The organism is Acinetobacter sp. P1(2023) (assembly GCF_028367635.1).
In the GTDB taxonomy this organism is placed as follows: Bacteria; Pseudomonadota; Gammaproteobacteria; order Pseudomonadales; family Moraxellaceae; genus Acinetobacter; species Acinetobacter pittii_E.
Genome location: NZ_JAQNDD010000004.1, coordinates 368,622 through 392,362 on the forward strand (window position 1 = coordinate 368,622; position 23,741 = coordinate 392,362).

Below are 23,741 nucleotides of genomic sequence, written 5' to 3' on the forward strand. Positions count from 1 at the left end.
TTAAAATCCCTCTTTATTTTTTAAAGATGACTGCTGAACACGATCTATAAACAATGTTGCTGCCAACAAATCTGCGGCACCACCAGCGGAGGCTTTCATCCGAAGTAGATCAATCTCTAAAAAATGCAAAGCGCGACGACCTTCTAAGCTTGAGCTACCGCCCAAATCCAGTACTTGCTGAGCACCTTGTTGCATACGCTTTAAGCCATTTGTTCCAGATCGATAAAGCACACAGGTATCGGTTAGATCAGTCATCATGGCAAGTAAGGCATCTAAGCGTGCGAACTCTTCTTTCATGGGTTTACTACGGCTTTGATAAAGCTGCTTTAAACCAAAGTTCACAACGGTTGGAAAACCTTGCTGAGCTTGTTCTTTTGCACCTAAGACGCCCAACTTTTTCTGTACCTGCTGACCATGACTTAAAGCCTGCTTTGGAATAAAGCGATCTTCAAACTGGGCAATCTGACCTGCTAACTGACATAGCTCAACAGCCGATAAATATTGTTGATTGGTGCGTGCTACTGCTGCTGCCGTCACCATTAAACCCAAGGCCCAAATTGCACCGCGGTGTGTATTGACGCCATCTGTTGCCAACATCATGGTGTTTTCGCCTTGGCGACCAATTTCACCAATATCTTCACGCAGGGCTAAACAAACTTCACCATGGTGCATGGCTGCTTGAGCCATTTCCTCAAACATAGGCCCTAAACTTTTCGCAGAACGCTCCATTAATTCCAAAGTCAGATCATCGTGTGCACCACTACCACGACGGTCGACTAAGGCTGGTTTTGGTGTCAGGTTAACTTCATCAATTAAAGCCTCGACCGCTAAACTTGCCAAAAGCTGACTATCGCTAAGTGTTTGATATTGAACTTGTGCCATCATTACCAACTCCTAAATTTTGCAGGGGGTTGATATAAACCATCAGACCATGTCACCAAGTCAGCAATATTTTTTGCAGCTAAAAGCTCACGTGTTGAATCGGTGCGACGAATGCCTAAATCTTCAGGGAATACCACCAAGCCTTCACTTCTTAAACGTGCTGTTGTTTTCGGGTCTTGAGTTAAACCAATACTAGTCACACCTGCCACTGCAGCAATCATGGCTTGGCGCTCTTCTTGGCTGCTTGCTTTATATAGATAAGCAATGCCTTCTTCGGTGAGTAAATGGGTCACATCATCGCCATAAATCATGATCGGGGCTAAAGGTAGGCCTGCTGTTTTAGCGACATCAATCGCATCGAGACGATCTACAAAAGTCGGCTTGCCACCCTCTTGGAAGGTTTCCACCATTTGTACAACTAACTTTTTACCACGTGCCAAATAGGTTTCTGTTTCATTGGCACCTTGCAAACGCATATCTAACCATGCTGGCGTATCGTGACGACGACCGCGTGGATCATGCCCCATGTTTGGTGCACCACCAAAACCAGCCAAACGACCTTTGGTTACCGTCGAAGAATGTCCCATTCCATCGACTTGCAAAGTTGCACCAATAAATAGATCAACAGCATATTGTCCTGCGAGCTGACACATCATGCGGTTAGAGCGTAACGCGCCATCACGACCTGTAAAGAAAACGTCTGGTCGAGCTGCAACATATTTTTCCATACCGAGTTCGGTACCAAAACAATGCACGCTTTCAACCCAACCTGTCTCAATCGCTGGAATTAAGGTTGGATGCGGATTTAGTGTCCAGTTTCGGCAAATTTTTCCTTTTAAACCTAAAGACTCACCATAGGTCGGTAAAATCAGTTCAATTGCCGCAGTGTTAAAACCAATACCATGATTTAACGATTGCACATTATGCTTCTCATAAATTCCGCGAATTGCCATCATCGCCATGAGTATGTGCACAGGCTTGATATGTTTCGGGTCACGAGTAAATAACGGTTCGATATAAAATGGCTGATCTGCCACAACCACATAATCCACCCAAGAAGCAGGAATATCGACACGTGGTAAATCTGAAACGTCATCGACCAGCTCATTCACCTGAACAATCACAATACCGTCGCTAAAAGCAGCAGGTTCAATAAGTGCTGGAGAATCTTCGGTACTTGGGCCTGTATAGATATTGCCTTGGCGGTCTGCCATAAAGCCCGCCGACAGCACCACATTTGGAATAAGGTCAACCACCAAACGTGAATACAACTCAATATAGGTATGAATCGCACCAATCTCTAGCAGCCCATCTTCAACTAACTGACTAATACGTAAACTCTGTGGGCCAGCAAAAGAAAAATCGAGTTTACGCGCAATGCCTTTTTCAAATAGATCAAGATGTTCCGAACGCCCAACGCTCGGCATGATCATATGCAAATCATGCAAAATATCAGGATTGGTTTGAGCCAAAGAGCGCGATAAAAAATCTGCCTGCTTTTGGTTATTCCCTTCGAGTACAACTCGGTCACCCGGTGTAATCAGGGTTTCTAAAACTTTAATAATGTCTTGAGTTGGAATCACCACACCATCGGTATATTGGTTTGCCATCTCTAGTTTTAGTTGTTTGGCATGACGCCGCTTTGTCCATAACCGTTCTTTATTCTGAACTGAGCCTTCCATGTGTTTACCTATAGATCGCAGTTTTGTTCTGAATCTATAAAAACGCTTTATGGACTTTCGATCAATCAACCTAGATGAGTCGTTATTAACCTCAGGTTAACGATTAATTTTATATTCGATGAATTTCTTCAAAAAACCAATCTAGACAGACTTTGACTTTAGGCAAATTTGCGTATTGTGGTCGGTACACCAAATAATAAGAAAAGGGCGATGAGAAGTGAATTTGAGGAAATAATCGTACCAAACGCCCAGTTTGTATATCTTTTTGCACCATAACACTACGCGCTAATGCAACACCATGTCCTTCCATTGCAGCTTGTAAAACTGCAGATGAACTGTTGATTTGCATACCACGGCTAACGTTGATGTCATTCAAACCTACACTTTTTAGCCAAGATTGCCACCCCGGAAATTGTTGATGTTTTTCCATAGAAAGATCATGAATTAAAGTGATATTTTTCAGATCATTTGGGGTTAAGAGCGATGAATGTTCATTTAAGAATGCGGGTGAACATACGGGATAAACCTCTTCATCCATAAGTTTAACTGCTTCTAGCCCTTGCCACTGGCCTTGACCATATCTCACCCCTACATCAACTTTTTGTTCTAAAAAATCTACGGTTTTCAAGTTAATGTCTAAACGAATATCAATGTCTGGATATTGTTTTTGAAAATGGTCAATTCTTGGTAATAACCATTTTTCAGCAAATGCTGGACTTACCGCAATATTAAGCACACCTGATAGAGAATCTTGCTTTAATTTTTCCAAAGCCAAAGTCAGCTTATCAAAACCCGTCCGAATATCCGGTAAAACCGATTCAGCCAGTTCAGTAGCGACCAGTCGATTTTTACCGTTAGTTTGCCGATGAAACAAAGGAAAGCCTAACCAATCTTCGAGTGTACGTACCAATTGCCCCACCGCAGCCGGAGTAACATTTAACTCTTTTGCCGCCGCAGAAAAACTTTTGTGGCGTGCGCTGGCTTCAAAAGCACGGAGGGCATTCAAATAAACTGGTGAATTCATAACGCTAAAGATTTTCTTTACTGTAGAAATAGATTATCTCATTTGTACTTATAAATCTTTATTTCTAAAATGTTCTGTAATCTATTCATAATGATTAAATTTTTACATCTTAAACGGGCTTGCTCATTCATTTTATTTATTTTGTTATTAAATAAAGAGAATTTAGTTTACGAGGAAAGTATTCATGTTGATCCATGCCGATTTTTCACAGGCTGTGATTGTCAAACCTAAAGACTATCATTGGGTGAAATCTCACCGTGGGGAAGTTGATCGTGTCATGCTCGATCGTATTGGCTATGAAATAGCTCGTGCAACCAGTTTGGTAAAATATGCGCCCCACACTGTCTTTCCTGAACATCGACATCATCATGGTGAAGAAATCCTCGTACTTTCAGGCGTATTTACTGAAAATCAAAATCAGCACTACCCCGCTGGATGGTATTTACGCAGTCCCCATCAGTCGGTACATCAACCGTCGAGCGAAGAAGGTGCATTGATTTTTGTCAAACTTATGCAAATTCCTACGTCAGAAACGCAAGCCTTACGGATCAATACCAACGATCCAACACAATGGCAAGAAATAGATTCGCGTTTAATTTGCACATTGGTTGATGCAAGTTATGAGCACACCTATTTAGAAAAACTCAAGCCGCAGCAACTTTTTATGGAAGATGCTGAGGGTGGAATCGAAATTTTGATTACCCAAGGTCAATTAGTTGATAAAAAAATGGTTTTTGACGCTGGAACATGGATACGCCTACCTCCGAAAACACATGCCCATTTTCAAGCGGGTTTGTCTGGCGCTTCTATTTATGTAAAAACCGGACACCTAGCCTCAGCTATTGCTGAATATAATTAAAGGCTCGTTATGCTTCAAAATACCATGCACCGCCAAGTATTAATTCTGGCGAGTTCTCAATCACTTTTCCAAACCGTTTCCGTCATGGTCATGACCATTGGTGGCTTGGCTGGCGCTAATATTGCAAACACCCCAACACTTGCAACCCTCCCCATCGCATCTATGTTTTTGGGGACAGCCTTAATGATGTTTCCGGCCTCAATGCTCATGGCACGTGTAGGACGACGTAATGGTTTTCTATTCGGCGCTTTCTTAGGTGTACTCGGCGGCATTATTGCATCAATCGGTATTTTTTATAGTTCACTCATGCTTCTGGCTTTGGGTACGCTATGTGTCGGGGCCTATCAGTCCTTTGCTCAGTTTTACCGTTTTGCTGCCAGTGAAGTGGCAACTGACGCGTTTCGCTCACGTGCTATTTCTTGGGTGATGGCAGGTGGAATTGTTGCAGCACTGATTGGTCCGACTTTAGCCCGTTTTGGTGGACCCTTATTCCAGCATTTAGAATATATCGGTTCATTTTTAATTATTAGTATTATCTCATTTGTGGCAATGGGAATTTTATCTAGCCTACATATTGCCGATACAGTTGAGCAAAAGTCTGACTTTACTGCTGGTCGCCCATGGCAACAGATTGTCTTTCAACCGACCTATTTGGTTGCTCTGTTTGGCGCAGTAACAGGCTACGGCATTATGATTTTAGGTATGACCGCTACACCAATTGCTATGCGACATTCACACCATGAACTTGGATCAATTACCACCGTCATTCAGCTACATGTGCTTGGTATGTTCCTACCTTCATTCTTTACTGGAAATTTAATTGCACGTTTTGGGGTAATTAAAATCATGTTTGCAGGTCTTTTATTATTTGCCTGCTATATCGGATTTGCTCTCTCAGGTATTCAGTTCGCATCTTTTGCTATTTCTTTAATTCTATTAGGCGTGGGTTGGAACTTTTTATTTATTGGCAGTACTTCTTTACTCACAGGAACCTATACCGTGGCTGAAAAAGCCAAGGCTCAAGCCATTAACGATATGACGGTTTTTGTTGTGGGGTTGATTTGTTCGTTTAGTGCAGGTGCTTTACTGGATTTATTTGGCTGGAAAGCAATGAATATGGCGTTAATACCATGGTTGGTGATTGCCGCAGCTTCTCTCTTCTGGCTAAGCCAAAAAAGAGAAAAGCAGTTTGTTTAAATTCTTTTTAACGCGGTTTGCTCAATAGCCATTCCAGATTTTGACGGACCGCAGGCCACTCATGTTTCAAAATGCTATAAACATGAGTGTCCCTCAAAATATCATCTTTCACAATTTGATGGCTTCTTAGCACACCATCGAGCTTTGCACCTAAACGTACAATCGCGGCTTGACTTTGAACATTTAAAGAAGAGGTACGTAATTCAACCGCAATACAGTTTAAAGTCTCAAATGCATGAGCCAATAGCAGCTTTTTACATTCAGTATTTGCAGGCGTACGCTGTGCAGACTTTCGATACCACGTCGAACCAATTTCTACACGGCGATGCACTTCTTCAATATGCATGAGAGTTGTCATGCCCAGCGCTCGCCCCATTTTTCGGTCTTCAATATAAAAAGGCAACATAGAACCAGAGTTTTGCAAACCGAGACGTCTTTCAATTTCAGCAGCCATTTGTTCAGGTCTTGGCACACGGGTATACCAAAGATTATAGAGTTCCCCATCACAAACGGCCTCTTTGAGCGCTTCAGCCTGAGTTACATCTAGCGGCTTTAAAATAACGTGTTCACCCACTAACTCAACAGATGTAGTCAAAGACATCTTTATCTCCTCAATTGATATTAAAATTTTATGTTTTCAAAATTATTTATTTAACTCACCCACACTGTACATGGCATTCGCTATAGTTTGATGACCAGACGTCAATAGGCCATCTGCCGCGCCTAAAATATCTCGGCATTCTTTGTTTTGCCCAAGTTTTGATTTTCCTTGCAGCTTAGTAATTTCAATTTCTATTCCCACAATCGCCTTTAACATTGGTTCAAGATAGTCTTTTGGTGCATCTGACATTTTCCATGGTTCAGGTTGAGATGCTTCATGGGTACGGGTTAAACGAGCTACTACACCACGAACATAGCGTTCATCATCTCGAATCGTCACTTTTCCATAAGCATGCACAACCCTATAGTTCCATGTCGGTACTTGTCTGTGCTGTTCATGTTTGGATGGGTACCAGTTTGGTGAAATATACGCATCGCCAGCTTGAAACACGACGAGTACCTCATCTCCATTTTTAATGTCCTGCCAAACAGAATTACTTCGAGACACATGCGCATGTAACATACCCAAGTTCCCTTCATTTGCCTGTAACTCGAATGGGAGATGATTTGCATCTAAGCCATTACTTCCATGCGTGAAAAGCACCCCAAATGGATATTCTGCAATAAGAGAATGCAACACATCCAACCGGTTTTCTGCAAAATCATCAGGGATATACATGACTCAAAACCTCGCTGTAAATATCAGGGTTATTTATATTTTGTGTTGTAAATTTTCTGGTTTCTGTGGTTTATTAAAAAGAACCACTTTGTATTTTTTTAAGTAGACCAGAATTATGGCAAGAATGGCAAAAGTTGTTGAACTTCCGTCTATTGCAAAGATTGATAAAAGCCAAGGAAAGATTAGTGCTCAACTGACCCAAGCTTTACGCGAAGCTGTACAAAGTGGTGATTTACAACCTGGTGATCCATTGCCTTCTTCACGAGAATTGGCTTTAACCCTAGGTGTCGCTCGCGGAACCATTATTGAAGCTTATGATCAGCTTTTAGCTGAAGGTGTTTTTGACTCTCAAGCACGAACTGGCACCTATGTGTCTCATGCTTTAACTAAAAAAACTACACCGCAACATTCTCAAAAAGAAAATAAACCTAACTCGATATCTTTGACCAAATCGGCATGTTCTTATGCCGAGGTACTCAAAGAATTTAAGCCACTTCCTCATGTTCCTTTTGCAGTATCTGTCCCCGTCGGTCGTACTCAACCAAGTGATATCTGGCGTAAGTTTGGCAATAAATTTAGATCACGAGGTGCAGGAATTCCTTCAGGATATGGCGAGCCGCAAGGTGTGTTATCACTCAGAGTTGCTATAGCAGACTATGTACGCCGATCACGCTCTGTACACTGCGAACCTGACCAAATTGTGATTACTCCTGGCATTCAACAGTCACTTTATATTTGCAGTCAGATTTTATTTGAAGCAAAAGATGAAGTTTGGGTTGAAGATCCAGCTTATCGGGGGACCACAGCCATTTTTGAGCATGCCGTACAAAATATTCGTATGGTTCGTGTTCCTGTCGATGAAGAAGGCATTCAGGTTGAAACTGGCATTAAGCTTGCAAAACATGCACGTGCTGCTTTTGTGACGCCATCTCATCAATACCCACTTGGTATGCCAATGAGTCTAGCAAGACGTACTGCTTTATTGGCTTGGGCAAAACAGCAAAATGCATGGATCATTGAAGATGACTACGACAGCGAACTTCGTTATAACGGCCAGCCCTTCCCATCTTTACAAGGCATGGCACCCGACCAAGTGATTTATTTGGGTACTTTCAGCAAAGTGTTATTTCCGTCACTTAGACTTGGCTATGCAGTGTTGCCTAAAGAACTGGTAGCCCCTTTTTGTGGGCTTAGAGTCTTAATTGATCGGCACCCGCCTGCTGCCGACCAGCATGTTTTAGCTGCTTTTATTCAAGAGGGTTATTTAGAGCGACATATTCGACGGACTCGAAATGTCTATGCAGAAGTTCGAGAATACATTATTGGCTTGATTGAAAAACACATCCCTCAAGAACTGGCTTGGTTACAGCCGGGCGATCAAGGCATGCATATGGTGTTATGGCTTGCTCATCATATTAATGATATTGACGTTGCAAGCTCGGCAGTCGATGCAGGTATTGCCATTAAAGCAATTTCACCGACATTTTCAAAAGAACAGCAACGTCCGGGTCTGATTGTCGGTTTAGGGGATTTTGAACCTGAGCTGATGAAACAAGCCATTAAAAAACTATCAAACATTATTCAACAACATGCCAAGCCCACATCGGAAAACCTACAGCACCAACCATAGATGAATCGCAAATGGCCCAATTAATACCATTAAAATACCGGCAATAACCATAGTCAAACTAGCAATTACACCTTCTTCACTATTGCGCTGCTGTGCTCTAACTGTACCAAAACCATGGGCTGCATTACCGAAGGCTGCCCCATTGGCTACATTAGAACGGATTTTAGTAATCGCTAAAATTGCATCGCCGCAGATCATACCAACCAAACCCGTAATAACCGTAAATAGAGAAACCAATGCTGCCGAACCATGAATATCTTCCGCTAAAATCATGGCAAATGGTGTTGAAATAGAACGAGCCATTAAACTGTTGGTCACTTCAGGGCTAAAATGGAACCACTGTGCCATTTCATAGGCAGACATCACACCTACACTCATGCCGACAATAATTGCAATCGAGAGAACCCCGAGGTTTTTACGAATCGTTTCCCGATAGCGATAAATCGGTACAGCAAAAGCAACCGTTGCAGGCCCTAATAAATTCACAATCCACTGGGTATCTTCTGCATAAGTTTGATATGAAATTCCAAAAATCGTCATCAAAATAATGGTGAGTACAGGCACACTAATTGCGGGTGATAACCAAAGTTTTGGATTTTTCTGATAGATCCGCTTTGCCACAACATAGGCTGCCAAAGTCCAGATCAGACAAAGAATTGACCAAATATTCATGTCGTTTGCTCTTTAGATATGCTTATGTTGAAGACGTTTTCGAGCCTGTAAATAAGCTTTCAAACGATTGTAATAGTGAATGGTCAGGCAGGTACTGAGCATGACCGAAATAGTCCCAACTGCAATGCTCAAGACAATTTGCCACCCTTCAGTCATAAACAAGGTTTTATACTGAACTACGGCGACCACAACAGGCACAAAAAACAGTAACAGTTCACCTAAAACAACAGTTGCTCCCATTGCCACCTGATCCATTTTGATAATTTTAAAGAACAGGCATAAAAGCAATAAAAACATCCCTAAAATGCCTGCCGAGACAGGTACACCGAGTTTTTGATGTAATAGATATCCTACCCACCAAAATCCAGCCAAAATCAAAATTTGTTTAACTAAAATTAAAAATGAAGGTTGTGTGGGTGTTCCCGAAGCAGATTCAGTACTCATTTTGCGAAATTAAATGGTTAACTACACTATTATGCTATCTTGGTTAAAGCTGCTAAATATGAATTATTCATGTTAAAATTATTCAAAAATGGAATAATCTATTCTTTATTATGCTTTCTCTAAAATCATTACAATGCTTCGTTACACTGGTAAAAACTAAAAGCTTTACCCGTGCTGCTGACGAGTTATATCTGACTCAGCCCACCATTAGTAAAATAATACAACAGCTTGAAGAACAGCTTCAGGTCCAACTTTTGGTCAAACCTGAGCACGGCCGAAAAAGACAAATTGAATTAACCCAAATTGGAGAACGCATTTATCAACATGCAGTCGAGCTTCTTCAGGCAGAACAGAACATCTTTCTTGAGATAGAAAATTATCAACAATTAAAAACAGGGACTTTAAAACTTGGCGTTCCGCCTTTAGGTTCGCAGCTTCTAACGACTGCCCTGTTTGATTATCACCAACAGTGGCCTGATATTGAATTGGCTTTTATGGAAGTGGGTTCACGTGGTATTGAACAAGCTTTGCTTAACAATGAACTAGACGTTGGCGTTTTATTGCAGCCTTTTGATACGCAAATTTTCAATAGCATTGAGCTATGTAACTACCCTTTAATGGTTCTTTTACGTCGTGATGCCACTTGGGCAACCCGTAAAAAAATAAATCTAGAAGAGCTACAACACCAATCATTTTTAATGTTTCCTGAAAATTTCTCTTTAAACAGTATTATTCTCGATGCATGTAAACAGCATGGTTTTTACCCAACCATTGCTTGCCGTACCAGCCAATGGCATCTTCTGGCAGACATGGTGTTACAACGTATGGGGATCGCACTTCTTCCTCAATATTATACCGATATGCTTGACCCTAGTTTATTTGCAGCAGTACCACTCGAAAAACCAAATATTCAATGGCACTTAGTCATGGCTTGGAAAAAGAATCTTCCTGCCTCACCAGCAGTTCAAGCTTGGCTCAGCATTGTTCGCCAACATTTTCAGCACATTAAAGCTTAATTTAAAAACCGATAAAGCTTTTCCACAAAAAAGCTACCCAATCTTGGCTTAGCTCACTTAGACTAGATCGCATCTGTTTTATGACATGGACAATAACAATGAATAATGAACATTTTAAGCTGTACACAGATTCACAATTTCTAAGTCCCTATGCGTTTACAGTTTTTGTAGGGCTACATGAAAAACAAATTCCATTTGAAATAGCAACTATCAACTTAGACCAGCAAGGCCAGTTTGAAAAATCTTATGTAGAAAAGTCATTAACTGCCAAAGTGCCTGTACTCGAGCATAATGATTTTGCCTTATCAGAATCTTCTGCCATTTTGGAATATCTTGAAGAGCTTTATCCAAACACATCTATTTATCCAAAAGATATCCAAGCGCGTGCAAGAGCACGACAAATTCAAGCATGGCTCCGATCAGACTTAGTGGTTCTAAGAACTGAACGACCAACCGATGTTATTTTTATTCAGCCCAAGTCCACTCCACTTTCAGAGGAAGGTCAAAAAGCAGCAGAAAAACTGTTCTTTGTTGCAGAAAAACTTCTTGCCTCGAACGCCGAATTTCTTTTTGGTTCATGGAGCATTGTGGATGCTGAACTTGCCCTGATGTTGCAACGCCTTATTCAAAACGGCGATGCTGTACCAGAACGCCTGAAAAACTATGCACTGCAACAATGGCAACGGCCGAGCATAAAAAAATGGCTTGCCTTGCGACATAACTAATCCCTTATATTTACACCAAACATGAGATAAAAAATGAGTGATTCAAACTATACTCCTCCACAAGTTTGGCAATGGACTGGAGAAAAAACCGATTTAAACCAACCTACTTCAGGTTCGCGTTATGAACATACACTTCCAGTAGGGAAACATCCGCTCCAGCTCTACTCTTTAGCAACGCCTAATGGTCAAAAAGTCACGATTTTGCTAGAAGAGCTTTTAGCATTAGAACATCAAGATGCTGAATATGATGCTTGGCTCATCAAAATTGGTGAAGGACAGCAATTTGGCAACGGTTTTGTAGAAATTAATCCAAACTCTAAAATTCCAGCATTGGTTGACCATAGCCAGAACCCGCCATTAAGAGTGTTTGAGTCTGGTTCAATTTTGCTTTACTTGGCTGAAAAGTTTAAAGCTTTCATTCCAACTGATATTGCTGCACGTACCGAATGTCTCAATTGGCTATTTTGGCAAATGGGTAGCGCACCATATTTAGGTGGTGGTTTTGGGCATTTTTATGCCTATGCCCCTGTTAAAATTGAATATGCGGTTAATCGCTTCGCCATGGAAACAAAACGCTTACTTGATGTGTTAGATCAACATCTAGCAAAGCATGAATATTTGGCAGGCTCTGAATATACCATCGCGGATATTGCTGCATTTCCTTGGTATGGTGGTCTTGTTAAAAACTGGGTGTATAACGGCGCGGAGTTTTTGAGTGTCGGTCAATATAAAAATGTTCAACGCTGGGCAGATGCGATTTTAGCACGCCCTGCGGTTCAACGTGGTCGTATGGTCAACCGTACTTTTGGTGATTTAGCTACCCAATTGCATGAACGCCATGATGCCAGCGACTTTGAAACCAAAACCCAAGATAAAGTTTAATTTTCATTGTTAAAATAAAACCCACTTTTGCTCAAACAGTGGGTTTTATCGTTCTTCCAATAAAAATCTTATTTCTTATTGATGCAAAGAAAGCCCCTTAATTGCTTTATCGACCACTTTTTTAGGCCCTCTTAACGCCAACCCGACCAAATTTAATTGATTCGCATCGTCGGCCAAAAAGACCGCTCGATTGTCCTCATCATTGCCTGTAGAAAACATGGCGTGTACATAGGGAATAATCGTTAAATCTTGCTCAATTGCTTTCCGATGCGCTTTTTGTAGACCCGATAAGTCTCCCTCAAAAACTAACATCGGCTGACCTAGCATATTGCCATATTCATACCCATTGGCATCGACATAAGGTTTACCCAACATTTCTGGAACAGCCGAGGCAACCCCTGTTGCTAAAAAAGCCACCACATTTAGCCTTTGCCACGTCGCAAGATCATTACGGACAATCAGCGCAATTTTTGTGTCAAACATAAACCCCTATCCTGAGTCATAACTTTAAGTCGCTCATCATGACTCTTCAGATTTTTCTCGTCTTGTACGTTTGTGCAGGAACGATCACAAACGTACAAGACTCTAAATTTGCGAGTCACTATGCTGGGTTGTTTTGTTTTAGTAGATGCGTTTATGGAAATCTTTTTTTATACCTTGAGTGTGATGTATAGCCCCGGTCCAGTAAATTTTATGGGTCTAAATGCTGGGCTAACAGGACAATTCAAAAAAACGATTTATTTTTTTATAGGTGTTGGTTGTGCCATGCTGATGTTATTCATGATTTTTGGATATATTGGCGCAGCGATCATTCCAAGAAATGCCTTGCACTATATTGCTTTGTTCGGTGCACTTTATACCTTTTATCTTTCATACCAAATGTTAAAGGCAGACATTGATATTCGTGATGAAAACACTGGAGTTCAGACTTTGTCTTTCTGGAATGGCTTTTGGATACAAGCCTTAAATCCAAAAGGGATATTAGTGATTTTGCCTGTAACCACGATTATGTATCCAACTGCACATATTACTGGCATTCAAATCTTTTTAGTGTCATTGCTCATTTCCATAGGTGCCGCCGGCGCACCCTGCCTTTACTCTTGGGCAGGTGCAGTGTTAGGTAAAAAAATTAAAAATAAAATCTGGTTTAATCGCCTAAACAAAGCCATGGGAATGATGCTGATCATTTCTGGCATATTTATGCTTTATGATTTTTTGAAAGGCATACATCTAATTTAAAACAAAGTTGAGGTCAGTCTATACACAGGCTGACTTTTCAATAGCTTGATTAAGAAGATAGTTTATTGATCATTCGCCATCTAGCTGGAGTCAAACCGAAGGCTTTTAGAAATGACGTGTCATATGGTTTTGATCAAAAAATCCTACAATTCGCTCTAGATTATTAGAGTCGGTATCGTTATTTTGAGAAATAGCCTGTATATAAGTCACTCAGCCAAGCCACAAATGCCCGCACCCGTGGCGAAAGTTGTCGATGTTGCGGGTACAATGCAGAAACCGACATGGCGGGGCTTTTCCAGTCAGACAAAACCTCAACCAATTGCCCATCTTTTAAATGTTCGGCCACATGGTAGCGTGGCACCTGAATTAAACCTGCCCCACGTAAAGCACCTAATACATAGTTTTCAGCGTCATTTACCGCTATCCAGCTTTTCAAAAAATAATCTTGTTTTTTGCCATTCACCATCAATTCAAATGGGTAGTTTCGTCCACCTGATGTCGAGAAGAAATTAACACAATAATGTGATAACAAATCTTCTGGTTGCTGAGGTGTTCCATGTTTATTTAAATAGTCAGGACTTGCACAAATGACTTGTGGCATATCGACCAAATGCCGAGCAATTAAAGATGAATCATCCAGACGTCCTGCTCTTACAACGCAATCTATCCCCTCTCTAATAAGATCAACCAAACGGTCTCCTGTACTAATTACGAGTTCAATATCGGGATATAACTCGTGAAATTGATCAATGCTGGGTAAAACAATTTTAGTCGCATGCGCACCAGATAAATCAATACGTAATAAGCCGCGTGGCTGTGCCACGACATTGCGCAAAGACGATTCAGCATCATCGAGTTCCGATAATATTTGTGTGCAGCGCTCATAAAATGCCTGCCCATCGAGTGATGGCCTGACATGCCGTGTAGTTCGCTCAAGTAAACGGCACTGTAAATTATTTTCTAATTCTTTAATGGCATTACTTGCTGTAGCGCGTGGGATATTCAATTGGTCGGCTGCCTGACTAAAGCTACCCAGCTCTACGATGCGGGTAAAAAGCTGTAAGGTATCAAATTTATCCATAATGCTCTCTTTTTAGCCAACCATATTATTAATGTATATGGAATTATCTTATCCAATTATGAGGCTTTATCCCATATTTCTACATTATTAAAATAAACCATACTTACTTGAACAGGCTAGTTAACAATGAATATTTCGAAAAAAACAGCTCTTGTCACTGGTGCATCTCGTGGTATTGGTCGTGCTATTGCCGAACGCCTAGCTCAAGATGGTTTTTATGTGATCATTAATTATGCTGGCAATGCGACTCATGCTCAAGCAACTGTAGATCACATTATTGAGCAAGGTGGCAAAGCCTCTGCCATTCAAGCCGATGTTGCAAATGAACATGATGTCAGCCGTTTATTCCAAGAAGCAAAAGCCATTAATGGTCAATTAGATGTTGTGGTTCATAGCGCAGGCATTATGCCTATGGCAAAAATTACACCTGAAGCCCTACCTGATTTCGATAAAGTAATTCATACCAATTTACGGGGTGCATTTTTAATATTGGCGCATGCAGCCGAAACAGTGCCGGATGGTGGTCGAATTATTGCGCTTTCCACCAGTGTAATTGCTAAATCTTTTCCGGCATATGGCCCCTATATTGCTTCAAAAGCAGGTGTAGAAGGCTTGGTACATGTGTTAGCAAATGAGTTACGCGGACGCAATATCACTGTAAATGCAGTTGCGCCCGGCCCGACAGGTACTGACCTTTTTTACAATGGAAAAACTGACGAGCAGGTTTCGGCTATTGCAAAACTTGCTCCATTGGAAAGAATTGGAACACCTGAAGAAATTGCCAATGTAGTTGCCATGCTAGCTGGTCCAGATGGACGTTGGGTAAATTCACAAGTCATTCGAGTAAATGGTGGATTTGCTTAAATTTTAAAGCCGTGTGGATTATTTTAATTCACACGGCTTTTATTAACTATTAAAATAATTAATCCATCAATTTTAATTAAAGAACGATATAAGCTTAATGAATACTTTTTTATAAAAATATCCGCCATTCTTATTTATGAAAATAATATATATAAATAGATATTCCTTATTTTTGCTTATATTTAAAAACGCGTAAATTGAACAATAACAATCTGAATCAAAGATAAGGATATATTCAATGAATGCAAAATTAAATACAGAAGCTCCACAAAGCTTTATCTCAAATGATTCAAATCCATCCTTGTCAAATGAAGAAATTCTTTCTCAAGCACAGCAATACGCACAAGACCATGAGCTGAATTTTAGGGGCAGTTTATCACCACATGATGCATGGCAACTTGTACAACAAGGCGAAGCTGTTTTAGTTGATGTGCGTACCAATGAAGAACGTAAATTTGTGGGTTATGTCCCTGAAAGTGTTCATGTCGCGTGGGCAACAGGCACATCCTTTAACCGCAATCCACGCTTTTTAAAAGAACTCGAATCAAAGGTCGGCAAAGATAAAACCATTCTTTTGTTATGCCGTAGTGGCAACCGTTCGGCACAGGCAGCCGAGGCCGCATTTAATGCTGGTTTTGAGCATACCTATAACGTTCTTGAAGGCTTTGAAGGCGATCTAAATGATCAGCAACAGCGTAATCAGAAAAATGGCTGGCGCATCCATCAACTTCCTTGGCAACAAGACTAATACTCTAATCAATTTTCAGTGAATCAAGGAAAGCTTGTGACTCAATGGAACATTAATGCGGTTGTACAAGGTTTACAACAGGCAAGGCATGACTGGCGTCAGCAACAGCACAGAACCAAAGAATTTGGGGGCCGTGAACTTCCATCTAAAGAAGCTTTAAAAGCCATTGTAGATGACCTGTGCGGAATTTTATTTCCAATGCGTTTAGGCCCTGCCGACTTACGTCAAGAAACTGAAGATTCTTATATTGCCTATACTTTAAATCGGGTACTCACAGCCTTACATGCGCAAGTACAACTGGCTTTAAATTATGAAGCAAAACGTCATTTGAGTCATTCGAATACAGTCCAACAACCCGAGGAACTTGCTCAAAATATTGTGCAGGATTTTGCCAACACCTTGCCCTCTATACGACGTCTTTTAGACGGCGATGTGCGTGCTGCTTATGAAGGTGATCCGGCGGCGCATAGTGTGGATGAGGTATTACTTTGCTATCCGGGCATATTTGCAATTATTTATCACCGAATTGCGCATCAGCTCTATGTCCAAGTGCCTTTATTGTCTCGCATTATTTCCGAGCTGGCACACTCTGCAACGGGTATTGATATTCATCCGGGTGCAAAAATCGGTAAAGGATTCTTCATCGATCATGGTACGGGTGTGGTGATTGGTGAAACCAGTGTCATTGGGGAACGTGTCCGTATTTATCAGGCAGTGACCCTTGGAGCAAAACGATTTGAAACCAATGATGATGGTGGTTTGAAAAAAGACTATACACGCCATCCAATTGTTGAAGATGACGTGGTGATTTATGCAGGTGCCACTATTTTAGGCCGTATTACCATTGGTCGAGGGTCCATTATTGGGGGTAATGTCTGGCTAACACATAGTGTGGCCGCAGGTAGCCAGATTTTACAGTCACCGAATGAGTCTTATCAAAAAAATCATATTGCCAGTTAAAAACTATAGATGTGTAATAAATAGATAAGGGGATGAATAAACAAAAAACTTGCATATTAATTAAATGCTTATTTCTAGTTTAAATATATTTTTATTTAAAAATAGATAACTCATTAATAAGCCCTCTACTTAGAAAAATATACAACGCTATTTTAATTTTAAAACCAGAACTAATTCTAGTTTATATATATCCTAGAATTTTTATTTTCAAAAAGCCAATGTAATAAGGAAAAATGATTCATGGCGAAAAATACTGACAAAGCCCAACTTGCACTTGGGGACCACGCAGCCCGCCAACTGGCCAATGCAACCAAGACAGCTCCTCAACTTTCTACAATTACTCCCAGATGGCTGACTCACTTACTGCAATGGCTTCCTGTTGAAGCAGGTATTTATCGCTTAAACCGTGTAAATAATACCGATGATATTCAGGTGGCTTGCACACAACGTGATGAAGCAACTTTACCTCAAACTTTTGTTGATTATGACCCAGAGCCACGTGAATACTTTTTAAATGGCGTATCTACTGTTTTAGATGTACATACACGTGTTGCCGACCTTTACAGCAGCCCACACGACCAAATTAAAGAACAGCTCCGTTTAACCATTGAAACCATTAAAGAACGCCAAGAAAGCGAGCTCATCAATAATCCTGAATACGGTTTACTGGCAAGTGTGACAGATGACCAACGTATTTCTACCTTAAATGGCCCACCTACTCCAGATGATCTTGATGATTTGCTACGTAAAGTCTGGAAAGAACCGGGTTTTTTCCTAGCGCATCCTGATGCAATTGCAGCATTTGGTCGTGAATGTACACGCCGTGGTGTACCACCTCCAACGGTTAGCTTATTCGGTTCGCAATTCATTACATGGCGCGGTATTCCACTCATTCCATCAAATAAAATTCCTGTAGAAGATGGAAAAACTAAAATCTTGTTGCTTCGTGTAGGTGAAAAGCGTCAAGGGATTGTTGGATTGTTCCAACCAGGTCTTGCTGGTGAACAGTCACCGGGGCTTTCAGTACGCTTTATGGGAATCAACCGTAACGCGATTGCGTCGTATCTGATCTCGCTCTATTGCTCACTTGCAGTATTAACAGACGATGCGTTAGCAGTGTTAGATGATGTGGAGGTGGACAAATATCATGACTACCCAGTTAACTACAAGTAATCTGCAAGGTAGTCCAACGGGGCCTGAAGTGACTGGTGCTCACCCACCAGCCAACTTACCCAATGAGTCCACCATTGCTCGACTTGCTAATGCGTTTTTTTCAGCATTACCAAGCTCAAGCAGTTCAGCTTCTCCATCGGGCCTTAACTTGGACTTACCTGTCGGAGCGCCACCGCACCCACCACAACCGGGTGAACCATTTTCTGCACTCAGTGGTCGTGCGCCCAATATCGCCTTTCAGAAAAGCCTCAATCCGGAATATCCTGAACATATTCCAAATTTGCCAGACTACCCTGAACGTCGAATTGTAGCGTCTGCACCTGTGGTTGGTGGGGCTAATTTGCCACGTCCACCATTTGAACCACATTTGCCACAAACTGCCCATAGTGAACCCAACGTGCCACGCATTGAACCAAGCTTGCCCACTGGTACAGGTGAATCACCTTATTATTTTTTAAATGATTTTTCTGCTCCTAATGCAGCAGAACCTTCTGTTAAAGGTGTTGAAGATAATTATTCGGTCGCACAGTCTTTTCAGTTACCACATGGTGACCAGCTGAAATCATTGCTGACGGAAGATCGTTTTGCAACGAACACGCCACCCCAAAGTGCAGCAAGCTCTGCATTTTATTTTTTAGACTTGCCTCAAAGTGGACAAAGTTATAGTCACTATCAACCATCGCAACCCACTTTTGTAGCAAGTAGTGCTCAACCACTCGATGTACATGCTATACGTCGCGATTTTCCAATTTTACAGGAACGCGTCAATGGTCGACCTCTGGTCTGGTTGGATAATGCTGCCACTACACAAAAACCGCAGCGCGTGATTGACCGGATTGCTTATTTTTATCAGCATGAAAACTCAAATATTCACCGTGCTGCGCATGAGTTAGCGGCTCGTGCAACCGACGCCTATGAACATGCAAGAAATGTAGTTGCCCGATTCATTGGTGCGCCCTCTTCTAAAGAAATTATCTTTGTTCGAGGAACAACCGAAGGCATTAACCTGATTGCAAAAACATGGGGTGAGCAAAATATTGGTGAAGGTGATGAAATTATTGTTTCTCACTTAGAACACCATGCCAACATTGTGCCTTGGTACCAACTCACTAAAAAAACTGGAGCGAAATTAAGAGTCATTCCTGTGGATGACACTGGCCAGATTATTTTAGAAGAGTTGCCAAAACTGATTAATGAACGCACTAAACTGCTGTCGATTACCCAAGTTTCGAATGCTTTAGGAACAGTCACACCTGTTGCTGAAGTCATTAAAATTGCGCATGCCAAAGGTGTCCGTGTTTTAGTTGACGGTGCTCAATCTGTTTCTCATATACCGACTGATGTACAAGCTCTCGATGCAGACTTTTTTGTGTTTTCTGGACATAAAGTATTTGGGCCAACGGGTATTGGCGCGGTCTATGCAAAACCAGAACTGCTAGAGAGCATGCCTGTTTGGGAAGGTGGCGGTAACATGATTCAGGATGTCACCTTCGAACAGGTAGTTTACCAACCTGCACCCAATAAGTTTGAAGCTGGAACTGGCAACATTGCCGATGCTGTTGGTTTAGGTGCTGCACTTGAATATGTTGAAAGTCTAGGTATTCATAACATTGCTCGCTATGAACATGATCTACTCGAATATGGTCAAAATGCACTGAGCAGTGTGTCTGGTTTATGTTTGATCGGAACAGCGCATCACAAAGCCAGTGTTATGTCCTTTACTTTACAAGGCTATTCAACGGAACAAGTGGGCAAAGCTTTAAATCAACATGGTATTGCCGTACGTTCTGGACACCATTGTGCACAGCCAATTTTACGTCGTTTTGGTGTAGAACAAACCGTGCGTCCGTCTTTGGCTTTTTATAATACGACGGAAGAAATTGATTTATTGGTTTCGGTATTACATCAACTGACACGTAATAGGCGTAGCAATTAAATCTATTTTTGCAAAAAAGATTGCTTTCGAGCGGTCTTTTTTTATAAGTAATTTGCCATTATTAAAATTCAATTTTTCTATGAGGAAACTATTAAAACTCAAATAGTCCTAGCACTACATTTACTCGAGCAAAAGTCGTCTGCAACCTGCGTAGCATCAAAAAGATTCTGTTTCTGTGAAATACTAGTTAAATGAAATAAGTCGACAGGTTTTGCAGATGACAATGCTTTTGCTTACTTTGAGCGAAACCAAAGTAAGTCCAGCCGAAGGCGACTGAAGAAATTAAAACTTTAAGCGATAATACTCTGTCGTACTATGCAATAGTTCGCAGATGACTTTAGGTTGAGCTAAAAATTATTAGTGGTTATCACGACGAAGTCTTACCGTTTTATCTCCAAAGAAAGTAGCTAATTCCATTACTTTTTTAAAAAATGAGTGACAACGTCACGCAAGAAAAACTTTCTCATCCACAGAACCTGTTCTCTGTTTTCATTTTTCAAATAATATTGCAAATACATTATCTTTATAAATTATGGGCAGGCTGTGGATGAAATTTAGCACTAGCAAATGCAAGTATGGACTCCGTTGTGCTAGTCTAAAAACTTGTAGATGACTTTAATCAGAGGAAATATTAATAGATATTCAACTTAATTAAATAACCCCCAAATCAATCTCAATGCAATCCCAATTAATAAAACTCCCATTACCCTCTCAAAATAAATTCCAAATTCTAAAAAACGTTTACGTACAATAGGCTGAGCAAATAGTACGCTCACCACCATAAACCAAATGGCATTAACCATACACATCCATACCCCATAAAAAACCTGAACTTTCATTGGTGTGGCCGTACTTACAATCGTCGTAAAAATTGCCAGAAAAAAGATAGTAGCCTTGGGGTTCAATGCATTAGTAAGAAAACCCATTGTAAACGCTTTAAATAAACTCGGCGTGTCACTGCCTGCTTGGCCATTAATTTCAAGATTGGTATTCGGCTGGCTACGTAAACACTGCCATCCTAAATACACTAAGTAAGCTGCCCCCGCTGTTCTGATAAGAGACATGAGCCATTCACTTTGCTGAATTAAAAAACCAATACCAACCAGTGTATAAAACACATGGACTGAAATCCCAACACCAATACCAATCGCGGTTAAACATCCAATCAAATAGCCATAACGCACACTTTGTCTGACCGTAATCACAAAATCAGGCCCCGGTAAAATTACGGCTAAAAAATGAATTACAGCTAGCGTCAAAAACTCATGCCCATATAACTGCCACATAACAATTTAATTTCCTGAAAATCACTTAAAAGATTGTATTGCGATTTTTTAGACGCGATAATCCAATCAAAATCCAAATAACTTTTGCCTCATGAGCACAAATCAAAGTCTGGTTCTGTTAAATGAAATGGCGACTTTCGTTAAGGTTGTCGAGTCGGAAAGTTTTTCTGAAACTGCAAGGCAGCTTGGTACTACACCTTCCGCTGTTAGTCGTGCGATTGCCCGTTTAGAACGCGCGTTAGGTACACGATTACTCTACCGGACCACACGAAAACTTCGTTTAAGTGAAAGTGGACAACAGGTTTATCAACGTTGTTTAGATATGGTGAATGCGGCACAAGCAGTGATGGAAAGTTCAGGCCAATTTCATATCGAACCTGAAGGTATTATTCGCATGAGTGTTCCCAAAGCTGTTGGGCATTTTATGATTCATCCGCATTTACCCGAGTTTTTAGAACGCTACCCAAAAATTGATATACAAATGCTTTTAGAAGATCGCTATGTAGATCTCATTGATGATGGAGTTGACCTAGCGCTTCGGATTACAGAACAACCACCAGGTGGCCTTATGGGTCGAAAACTTATTGATATTGATCATTTGGTTTGTGCAACACCTGAGTATTTGGCAAAGCATGGCACACCGAGTCATCCTCATGATTTAAAGCAGCATGAATGTATTTACTTGGGTGAACAAGCCAGTGACTCAAAATGGAAATTTCAACAAGGAAATAAATCGATAAGTGTTGCTGTGCGTGGGCGTTATGCTGCAAACCATACGGGTGTGCGTTTGAGTGCTGCATTACAGCATTTAGGTATTGCAAGCTTGCCGTACTTCGTTGCACGTCATGCTCTACAACAAGGGTCCTTAGTGCAGGTTTTACCAGATTGGTATTTTAAAACCTATTATAGTGGTGGGCTGTGGTTACTCTACCCACCGACACGGCATGTCCCGCCTAAATTGAGTGTGTTGATTCAATATTTGGCTGATAAATTAGCAGCAGAGCCGACTTTATTTAAGTTAAAGTAATATAAAGTCAAGGTGTTAGCACAATAGAATCCTACCTTTTAACCTCTAAAGCACTCAGCTAATTCTGTTACTTTTTTTGAAAAAAGTAACCAAAAAACTTTCTCATCTACAGAACCTGACCACTGTTTACATCTATAAAAAATATTGCCAAAACATTATCTTTATAAATTATGGGCAGGCTGTAGATGAATCCTAGCTCGAGCAAATACTATTTAGAAGGCTCTTAATCTTTAGAAATTATGAGTATGATTACTCAACTAATAGATCTTTTGGATTAATCGTATCGCCATAGACTGGTTTTAAAGTCTTTTCATAAGCTTGATGAATCACACCTTCTTTTGTCAATTTTTCTAAATCTTGGTTCAACCAGTCCAATAACTCTTTATCGCCTTTTTTCACTGCTGGTGCAATTAAATCCTGCTCACCTAAATTGGTAATGCCAACAGTGTAATTTGGATTTTCTTTAGCCCAAGCTAAAACCAGCAAGTTATCATGTGCAAGCGCAGCACCACGACCATCTTTTAAAGCATCAAAAGTTTCAGTGTTTTGCTCATACTTTTGTAGCTTAATTTCAGGATGAGTCTTGGTGAAGAATGAATCAGCCGTTGTACCTTTGTTTACCAATAAAGTTTTATCTTTAAGTTGAGCCACATCAGTAATCGGATGACTTTTAGGAGAAACCACGCCCAGCGCGACTTTTAGATACGGTTTAGCAAAATCGACCACTTCTTTACGTTCTGGTGTAACGGTAAAGTTCGCAAAAATAATATCCACTTTATTGGCTTTTAAATATTCAACACGGTTAGCCGCTTCAGTTAAAACGAACTCAACTTTGTTTTCATCACCCAACAAATCTTTAGCGACATGCTTAGCAATTTCTACATCAAAACCTTGGTTTTTACCTTGAGCATCTAAATATCCAAACGGCGGTTTATCACTAAATACGCCAATTCGTACCACGCCATTCTTTTTGATCTGTTCAATACTCGACACAGTTTGTGTGGTATCAGCCGTTTTTTCAGTAGATTGAGTTCCTTTGTCACATGCAACTAAACCTAAACTCAGTAAAGATGCAGCTAAAATATATTTCACGTTTTGAAATGTTAATGTTGTCATTATTTCACCCTATCGTTCT

24 protein-coding genes and 1 pseudogene are annotated in these 23,741 nt (G+C 40.8%); 13 read left to right on the plus strand and 12 right to left on the minus strand.

Annotated features, from left to right (window positions below; genetic code table 11):
- The 3 genes from POD11_RS08800 to gcvA form a co-directional block, all read right to left on the minus strand.
- The gene (locus tag POD11_RS08800; RefSeq protein ID WP_262456966.1) at window positions 1-885 is read right to left on the minus strand and encodes a triphosphoribosyl-dephospho-CoA synthase; all 885 of its coding nucleotides are present in this window, start codon (window positions 883-885) and stop codon (window positions 1-3) included.
- Window positions 885-2,564, minus strand: coding sequence for a malonate decarboxylase subunit alpha (gene mdcA, locus POD11_RS08805; RefSeq protein ID WP_262456967.1), 1,680 nt, complete (start codon window positions 2,562-2,564; stop codon window positions 885-887). The genes POD11_RS08800 and mdcA overlap by 1 nt, the downstream gene beginning before the upstream one ends.
- Before the next feature lie 109 nt (window positions 2,565-2,673).
- A complete protein-coding gene (gene gcvA / locus POD11_RS08810; RefSeq protein ID WP_262456968.1) occupies window positions 2,674-3,588 on the minus strand; it encodes a transcriptional regulator GcvA in 915 nt (304 codons plus the stop codon).
- 184 nt (window positions 3,589-3,772) lie between these two features.
- On the opposite strand from gcvA, the gene POD11_RS08815 reads away from it, so the two are divergent.
- Window positions 3,773-4,447, plus strand: coding sequence for a cupin domain-containing protein (locus POD11_RS08815; RefSeq protein WP_262456969.1), 675 nt, complete (start codon window positions 3,773-3,775; stop codon window positions 4,445-4,447).
- 9 nt (window positions 4,448-4,456) lie between these two features.
- Entirely contained in the window at window positions 4,457-5,644 is a 1,188-nt protein-coding gene (locus POD11_RS08820; protein ID WP_262456970.1) for an MFS transporter, read from the plus strand.
- Between the two features lie 7 nt (window positions 5,645-5,651).
- Here the strand turns inward: POD11_RS08820 and POD11_RS08825 are convergent, their stop codons facing one another.
- Window positions 5,652-6,245: a GNAT family N-acetyltransferase gene (locus tag POD11_RS08825; RefSeq protein ID WP_262456971.1), complete on the minus strand. Its 594-nt coding sequence runs from the start codon at window positions 6,243-6,245 to the stop codon at window positions 5,652-5,654.
- 42 nt (window positions 6,246-6,287) lie between these two features.
- The gene (locus tag POD11_RS08830; RefSeq protein ID WP_262456972.1) at window positions 6,288-6,923 is read right to left on the minus strand and encodes an FMN-binding negative transcriptional regulator; all 636 of its coding nucleotides are present in this window, start codon (window positions 6,921-6,923) and stop codon (window positions 6,288-6,290) included.
- 115 nt (window positions 6,924-7,038) lie between these two features.
- Between POD11_RS08830 and pdxR the strand changes: the two genes are divergently transcribed.
- Window positions 7,039-8,553: a MocR-like pyridoxine biosynthesis transcription factor PdxR gene (pdxR, locus tag POD11_RS08835; protein WP_262456973.1), complete on the plus strand. Its 1,515-nt coding sequence runs from the start codon at window positions 7,039-7,041 to the stop codon at window positions 8,551-8,553.
- On the opposite strand, the gene POD11_RS08840 is transcribed toward pdxR, so the two are convergent.
- The gene (locus POD11_RS08840) at window positions 8,536-9,225 is read right to left on the minus strand and encodes an LrgB family protein (RefSeq protein WP_016141336.1); all 690 of its coding nucleotides are present in this window, start codon (window positions 9,223-9,225) and stop codon (window positions 8,536-8,538) included. The two genes, pdxR and POD11_RS08840, sit on opposite strands and share 18 nt — an antisense overlap.
- A gap of 12 nt (window positions 9,226-9,237) precedes the next feature.
- Window positions 9,238-9,669, minus strand: a complete 432-nt coding sequence (locus POD11_RS08845) for a CidA/LrgA family protein (RefSeq protein WP_262446616.1) — start codon at window positions 9,667-9,669, stop codon at window positions 9,238-9,240.
- 110 nt (window positions 9,670-9,779) lie between these two features.
- Here POD11_RS08845 and POD11_RS08850 point away from each other — a divergent pair, with 110 nt between their 5' ends.
- The 3 genes from POD11_RS08850 to yghU all read left to right on the plus strand — a co-directional run bounded on the left by POD11_RS08850 (window position 9,780) and on the right by yghU (window position 12,292).
- Window positions 9,780-10,685: a LysR family transcriptional regulator gene (locus POD11_RS08850; RefSeq protein ID WP_262456974.1), complete on the plus strand. Its 906-nt coding sequence runs from the start codon at window positions 9,780-9,782 to the stop codon at window positions 10,683-10,685.
- Between the two features lie 98 nt (window positions 10,686-10,783).
- On the plus strand, window positions 10,784-11,410 hold the full coding sequence (gene yfcF / locus POD11_RS08855; RefSeq protein ID WP_262456975.1) for a glutathione transferase: 627 nt from the start codon (window positions 10,784-10,786) through the stop codon (window positions 11,408-11,410).
- 33 nt (window positions 11,411-11,443) lie between these two features.
- On the plus strand, window positions 11,444-12,292 hold the full coding sequence (gene yghU / locus POD11_RS08860) for a glutathione-dependent disulfide-bond oxidoreductase (RefSeq protein ID WP_262456976.1): 849 nt from the start codon (window positions 11,444-11,446) through the stop codon (window positions 12,290-12,292).
- A 75-nt stretch (window positions 12,293-12,367) separates the two neighbouring features.
- On the opposite strand, the gene POD11_RS08865 is transcribed toward yghU, so the two are convergent.
- On the minus strand, window positions 12,368-12,775 hold the full coding sequence (locus tag POD11_RS08865; RefSeq protein WP_262456977.1) for a DUF2000 domain-containing protein: 408 nt from the start codon (window positions 12,773-12,775) through the stop codon (window positions 12,368-12,370).
- A gap of 153 nt (window positions 12,776-12,928) precedes the next feature.
- Between POD11_RS08865 and POD11_RS08870 the strand changes: the two genes are divergently transcribed.
- A complete protein-coding gene (locus POD11_RS08870; protein ID WP_262457001.1) occupies window positions 12,929-13,531 on the plus strand; it encodes a LysE family translocator in 603 nt (200 codons plus the stop codon).
- Between the two features lie 49 nt (window positions 13,532-13,580).
- Here the strand turns inward: POD11_RS08870 and POD11_RS08875 are convergent.
- Both POD11_RS08875 and POD11_RS08880 read right to left on the minus strand, forming a co-directional pair.
- A pseudogene (locus POD11_RS08875) lies at window positions 13,581-13,681 on the minus strand (AraC family transcriptional regulator); the annotation flags it as partial.
- A 28-nt stretch (window positions 13,682-13,709) separates the two neighbouring features.
- On the minus strand, window positions 13,710-14,612 hold the full coding sequence (locus POD11_RS08880; protein WP_262456978.1) for a LysR family transcriptional regulator: 903 nt from the start codon (window positions 14,610-14,612) through the stop codon (window positions 13,710-13,712).
- A gap of 126 nt (window positions 14,613-14,738) precedes the next feature.
- Between POD11_RS08880 and POD11_RS08885 the strand changes: the two genes are divergently transcribed.
- The 5 genes from POD11_RS08885 to POD11_RS08905 all read left to right on the plus strand — a co-directional run bounded on the left by POD11_RS08885 (window position 14,739) and on the right by POD11_RS08905 (window position 20,293).
- Window positions 14,739-15,476 (plus strand): SDR family oxidoreductase, encoded by a 738-nt coding sequence (locus POD11_RS08885; RefSeq protein ID WP_262456979.1) that lies wholly within the window; start codon window positions 14,739-14,741, stop codon window positions 15,474-15,476.
- A 238-nt stretch (window positions 15,477-15,714) separates the two neighbouring features.
- Window positions 15,715-16,224, plus strand: coding sequence for a rhodanese-like domain-containing protein (locus POD11_RS08890; protein WP_262456980.1), 510 nt, complete (start codon window positions 15,715-15,717; stop codon window positions 16,222-16,224).
- 18 nt (window positions 16,225-16,242) lie between these two features.
- Complete coding sequence (gene epsC / locus POD11_RS08895; RefSeq protein ID WP_262456981.1) at window positions 16,243-17,184, plus strand: serine O-acetyltransferase EpsC; 942 nt, start codon at window positions 16,243-16,245, stop codon at window positions 17,182-17,184.
- A 240-nt stretch (window positions 17,185-17,424) separates the two neighbouring features.
- Entirely contained in the window at window positions 17,425-18,357 is a 933-nt protein-coding gene (locus POD11_RS08900; RefSeq protein WP_001107602.1) for a family 2A encapsulin nanocompartment shell protein, read from the plus strand.
- Window positions 18,332-20,293 carry a family 2A encapsulin nanocompartment cargo protein cysteine desulfurase gene (locus tag POD11_RS08905; protein WP_262456982.1) on the plus strand — a complete coding sequence of 654 codons (1,962 nt, stop codon included), beginning with the start codon at window positions 18,332-18,334 and terminating at the stop codon, window positions 20,291-20,293. Before POD11_RS08900 ends, POD11_RS08905 begins: the two co-directional genes overlap by 26 nt.
- Window positions 20,294-20,940: 647 nt before the next feature.
- Here the strand turns inward: POD11_RS08905 and POD11_RS08910 are convergent.
- Window positions 20,941-21,579 (minus strand): LysE family translocator, encoded by a 639-nt coding sequence (locus POD11_RS08910; RefSeq protein WP_262456983.1) that lies wholly within the window; start codon window positions 21,577-21,579, stop codon window positions 20,941-20,943.
- A 91-nt stretch (window positions 21,580-21,670) separates the two neighbouring features.
- On the opposite strand from POD11_RS08910, the gene POD11_RS08915 reads away from it, so the two are divergent.
- Window positions 21,671-22,606: a LysR family transcriptional regulator gene (locus POD11_RS08915; RefSeq protein ID WP_262456984.1), complete on the plus strand. Its 936-nt coding sequence runs from the start codon at window positions 21,671-21,673 to the stop codon at window positions 22,604-22,606.
- A 249-nt stretch (window positions 22,607-22,855) separates the two neighbouring features.
- On the opposite strand, the gene POD11_RS08925 is transcribed toward POD11_RS08915, so the two are convergent.
- Entirely contained in the window at window positions 22,856-23,722 is an 867-nt protein-coding gene (locus POD11_RS08925) for a cysteine ABC transporter substrate-binding protein (RefSeq protein WP_262456985.1), read from the minus strand.
- Window positions 23,723-23,741 lie beyond the last annotated feature (19 nt).

What these genes read in the sequence shown, in the direction of transcription:
- yfcF (WP_262456975.1), top strand. Translation starts at nt 10,784, where the DNA reads ATGAATAATGAACATTTTAAGCTGTACACAGATTCACAATTTCTAAGT.
- POD11_RS08900 (WP_001107602.1), top strand. Translation starts at nt 17,425, where the DNA reads ATGGCGAAAAATACTGACAAAGCCCAACTTGCACTTGGGGACCACGCA.
- POD11_RS08825 (WP_262456971.1), bottom strand. Translation starts at nt 6,245, where the DNA reads ATGTCTTTGACTACATCTGTTGAGTTAGTGGGTGAACACGTTATTTTA.
- POD11_RS08830 (WP_262456972.1), bottom strand. Translation starts at nt 6,923, where the DNA reads ATGTATATCCCTGATGATTTTGCAGAAAACCGGTTGGATGTGTTGCAT.
- yghU (WP_262456976.1), top strand. Translation starts at nt 11,444, where the DNA reads ATGAGTGATTCAAACTATACTCCTCCACAAGTTTGGCAATGGACTGGA.
- POD11_RS08820 (WP_262456970.1), top strand. Translation starts at nt 4,457, where the DNA reads ATGCTTCAAAATACCATGCACCGCCAAGTATTAATTCTGGCGAGTTCT.
- POD11_RS08880 (WP_262456978.1), bottom strand. Translation starts at nt 14,612, where the DNA reads ATGGATAAATTTGATACCTTACAGCTTTTTACCCGCATCGTAGAGCTG.
- POD11_RS08800 (WP_262456966.1), bottom strand. Translation starts at nt 885, where the DNA reads ATGATGGCACAAGTTCAATATCAAACACTTAGCGATAGTCAGCTTTTG.
- POD11_RS08840 (WP_016141336.1), bottom strand. Translation starts at nt 9,225, where the DNA reads ATGAATATTTGGTCAATTCTTTGTCTGATCTGGACTTTGGCAGCCTAT.
- POD11_RS08890 (WP_262456980.1), top strand. Translation starts at nt 15,715, where the DNA reads ATGAATGCAAAATTAAATACAGAAGCTCCACAAAGCTTTATCTCAAAT.
- POD11_RS08910 (WP_262456983.1), bottom strand. Translation starts at nt 21,579, where the DNA reads ATGTGGCAGTTATATGGGCATGAGTTTTTGACGCTAGCTGTAATTCAT.
- POD11_RS08885 (WP_262456979.1), top strand. Translation starts at nt 14,739, where the DNA reads ATGAATATTTCGAAAAAAACAGCTCTTGTCACTGGTGCATCTCGTGGT.
- pdxR (WP_262456973.1), top strand. Translation starts at nt 7,039, where the DNA reads ATGGCAAGAATGGCAAAAGTTGTTGAACTTCCGTCTATTGCAAAGATT.
- mdcA (WP_262456967.1), bottom strand. Translation starts at nt 2,564, where the DNA reads ATGGAAGGCTCAGTTCAGAATAAAGAACGGTTATGGACAAAGCGGCGT.
- POD11_RS08870 (WP_262457001.1), top strand. Translation starts at nt 12,929, where the DNA reads ATGGAAATCTTTTTTTATACCTTGAGTGTGATGTATAGCCCCGGTCCA.
- POD11_RS08905 (WP_262456982.1), top strand. Translation starts at nt 18,332, where the DNA reads ATGACTACCCAGTTAACTACAAGTAATCTGCAAGGTAGTCCAACGGGG.
- POD11_RS08845 (WP_262446616.1), bottom strand. Translation starts at nt 9,669, where the DNA reads ATGAGTACTGAATCTGCTTCGGGAACACCCACACAACCTTCATTTTTA.
- POD11_RS08915 (WP_262456984.1), top strand. Translation starts at nt 21,671, where the DNA reads ATGAGCACAAATCAAAGTCTGGTTCTGTTAAATGAAATGGCGACTTTC.
- POD11_RS08850 (WP_262456974.1), top strand. Translation starts at nt 9,780, where the DNA reads ATGCTTTCTCTAAAATCATTACAATGCTTCGTTACACTGGTAAAAACT.
- gcvA (WP_262456968.1), bottom strand. Translation starts at nt 3,588, where the DNA reads ATGAATTCACCAGTTTATTTGAATGCCCTCCGTGCTTTTGAAGCCAGC.
- POD11_RS08925 (WP_262456985.1), bottom strand. Translation starts at nt 23,722, where the DNA reads ATGACAACATTAACATTTCAAAACGTGAAATATATTTTAGCTGCATCT.
- POD11_RS08865 (WP_262456977.1), bottom strand. Translation starts at nt 12,775, where the DNA reads ATGTTTGACACAAAAATTGCGCTGATTGTCCGTAATGATCTTGCGACG.
- POD11_RS08815 (WP_262456969.1), top strand. Translation starts at nt 3,773, where the DNA reads ATGTTGATCCATGCCGATTTTTCACAGGCTGTGATTGTCAAACCTAAA.